Origin of the sequence: Marichromatium sp. AB32, from assembly GCF_003718675.1 — a bacterium.
GTDB lineage: Bacteria > Pseudomonadota > Gammaproteobacteria > Chromatiales > Chromatiaceae > Marichromatium > Marichromatium gracile.
In genome coordinates this window covers 1-2,405 of record NZ_RHFJ01000112.1, presented here as the reverse complement: position 1 = coordinate 2,405, position 2,405 = coordinate 1, and the positions used below count along the sequence as shown (strand labels likewise).

1 protein-coding gene and 1 pseudogene are annotated in these 2,405 nt (G+C 66.7%); both read left to right on the top strand.

What is annotated here, in order from left to right; genetic code table 11:
• A pseudogene (locus EBL85_RS16600) lies at window positions 1–467 on the top strand (glycosyltransferase); the annotation flags it as partial.
• Window positions 448–2,405, top strand: a 1,958-nt coding sequence (locus EBL85_RS16595; protein WP_123143490.1) for a tetratricopeptide repeat protein, incomplete at its 3' end; no start/stop codon positions are given. The pseudogene EBL85_RS16600 and the gene EBL85_RS16595, both read left to right, overlap by 20 nt.

Below are 2,405 nucleotides of genomic sequence, written 5' to 3'. Positions count from 1 at the left end.
ACTTCTCCACCGAGGCCGAGCAGGAGGCGCTGGCCGAGCGCTTCGCCGCGCACGGGATCGGCGGCGAGCGCCTGGAGATCGGCTATCACTCCCCGCCGTGGGACGTGTTGCGGGGCATGGACATCGGGCTCGACTGCTTCCCGCACAACTCGGGGACGACGCTGCTCGAATCGCTCTACATGGGGGTGCCCTTCGTGACCCTGGCCGACCGGCCGAGTGTGGGCCGGATCGGGGCGATGATCCTCTCGGGGCTGGGTCGGGAGGAATGGATCGCCACGGACGAGGCCGACTACGTCGAGCGCGTGGTCGCGCTGGCCGCGGATCCCGAGGCGCTGGCGACGATCCGCGCCGGGTTGCGCGCGCAGATGGAGGCCAGCCCCTGGCGTGACGAGCAGGGGCAGGTGGCGCGGATCGAGGCCGCCTACCGGGCGATGTGGGAGCATTGGTGTGAGCCAGAACGAGGATAAGCGATTGCTGCTCCAAGCGGCCGCAGCACATCACCGTGCCGGTCGTCTGGACGTGGCCGAGTCCGTCTATCGCGCCGTGCTTGCGCTCGATCCCGCCGCCGCCGAGGCGCAGGAGGCGCTCGGTCGCTTGCATGAAGCACGGGGGAGAGAGGGGCGGCAGCGGTCTTCGGGACAGGCCGAGACCTGTCGTGCGGCGGCGCCTGCCGCCACGACCGGCGGGCATGCCCCTGTGCTGGCTGCATTGCAGGCCGGGCGCTTGGAGGAGGCCGAGGGGTACGCGCGCGCGCTGAGCGGTGACGATGCCTTCGGGTTGAAGGTGTTGGGTGCCTTGTTGGCCCGTCGGGGTGAGGTGCACGAGGCGCGCACGGTACTCGAGCGCGCACGGCGACTCACGCCAGATGATCCGGAGCTATTGAATAATCTGGGGCATGTCTGTCAGCGGCTTGGATTGATCGAGGACGCCGTCGCGCACTACCGACTGGCCCTCGGGATCGCCCCGGATCGTGCCGAGGTCTGGAACAATCTGGCGATGAGCCTACGTGAGCAAGGGGCCTTGGATGCGGCCCTGGAGTGCTGTGACCGGGCAGTCGCGCTCACCCTGGACTATGCCCGGGCTCACGATAACCGCGGCCTGCTGCTGCGTGAACTTGGACGTCCCGAGGCGGCCTTGCGCGCCCATGAACGCGCCCTCGAACTCCAACCAGGCTTCGTCGAGGCGTTGAGCAATCAGGGGCTGGCGCTCAAGGCGCTGGGACGGGTCGATGCGGCGTTGGTGAGCCAGCGCGAGGCGGTGCGGCTGCGGCCTGATGATGCCGATCTGTTGCTGAACCTCGGCGCTACCCTCAACGACCTTGGTCATCAGCGCGAGGCGTTACGTTGCTTCGATCGGGCATTGGAACGGGTGCCGGGGAAGGTCGAGGCGCACGGCAATCGAGGGTTGGTCTTGCATGCGTTGGGGATGCCGGAGGCCGCTGAGATCAGCTATCGCCGTGCCCTGGCCTTGAATCCGTGCAGCATCGAAGCACTCAACAATCTGGGAATCCTGCTTCATGAACTCGGACGGCGGGGCGAGGCCCTGCAGTGTCTGGATCAAGCGCTGACGCTTGACGAGGAGGATGTGAACGCTCATACCAACCGCGCCAATGTGCTCAAGGATCAGGGGCGATTGGAGGAGGCGCTCGATGCATTCGAGCACGCATGCATGCTCGATCCCGGGTTGACACAGGCCCGGTCCAACCTGCTGTTCACCCTGAACTATCACCCGGACCGTACGGCGCAGGAAATCTTCACCGCCTACCGGGATTACGACCGCCGCTACGGTGAGCCGGCGAGCGCGTATTGGCGTCCGTCCGATAACACGCGTGTGGCAGAGCGGCGGCTGCGCCTCGGTTATCTCTCGCCAGACTTCCGCTCCCACGCGATCCGCTACATGCTCGAGCCACTGCTCGAATGCCATGACCATGCGCAATTCGAGCTGTACGCCTATGCCGAGTTGGCGCGCGAGGATGCCCAGACCGCACGTTATCGCTCACTGGTCGATCACTGGGTGCCGACCCGTGGGCTGAGCGATGCCCAACTCGCCGAACGTATCCGTGCCGACGGCATCGACATCCTGGTCGACCTGGCCGGTCATACGGCGGGCAATCGGTTGGGGGCGTTTGCGCGCAAGCCGGCGCCGGTGTCGGTGAGTCTCTGGGTCGGTTATGGCTACACCTCGGGGTTGAGCGCGATCGACTACTTCCTGTGTGACGAGGTCCTGGTGCCGGAGGGTGCGGAGGAGTTGTTCAGCGAGCGGCCCTGGCGGATTGCCGCGCCCGCCGGCATGTATCGCCCGAGTGAGGGGATGGGGGCGGTGAACGTGTTGCCGGCGCTGGAGCGGGGATACATCACCTTCGGTACGCTGACCCGCGGGGTGCGTGTCAACCATCGCACCATCCG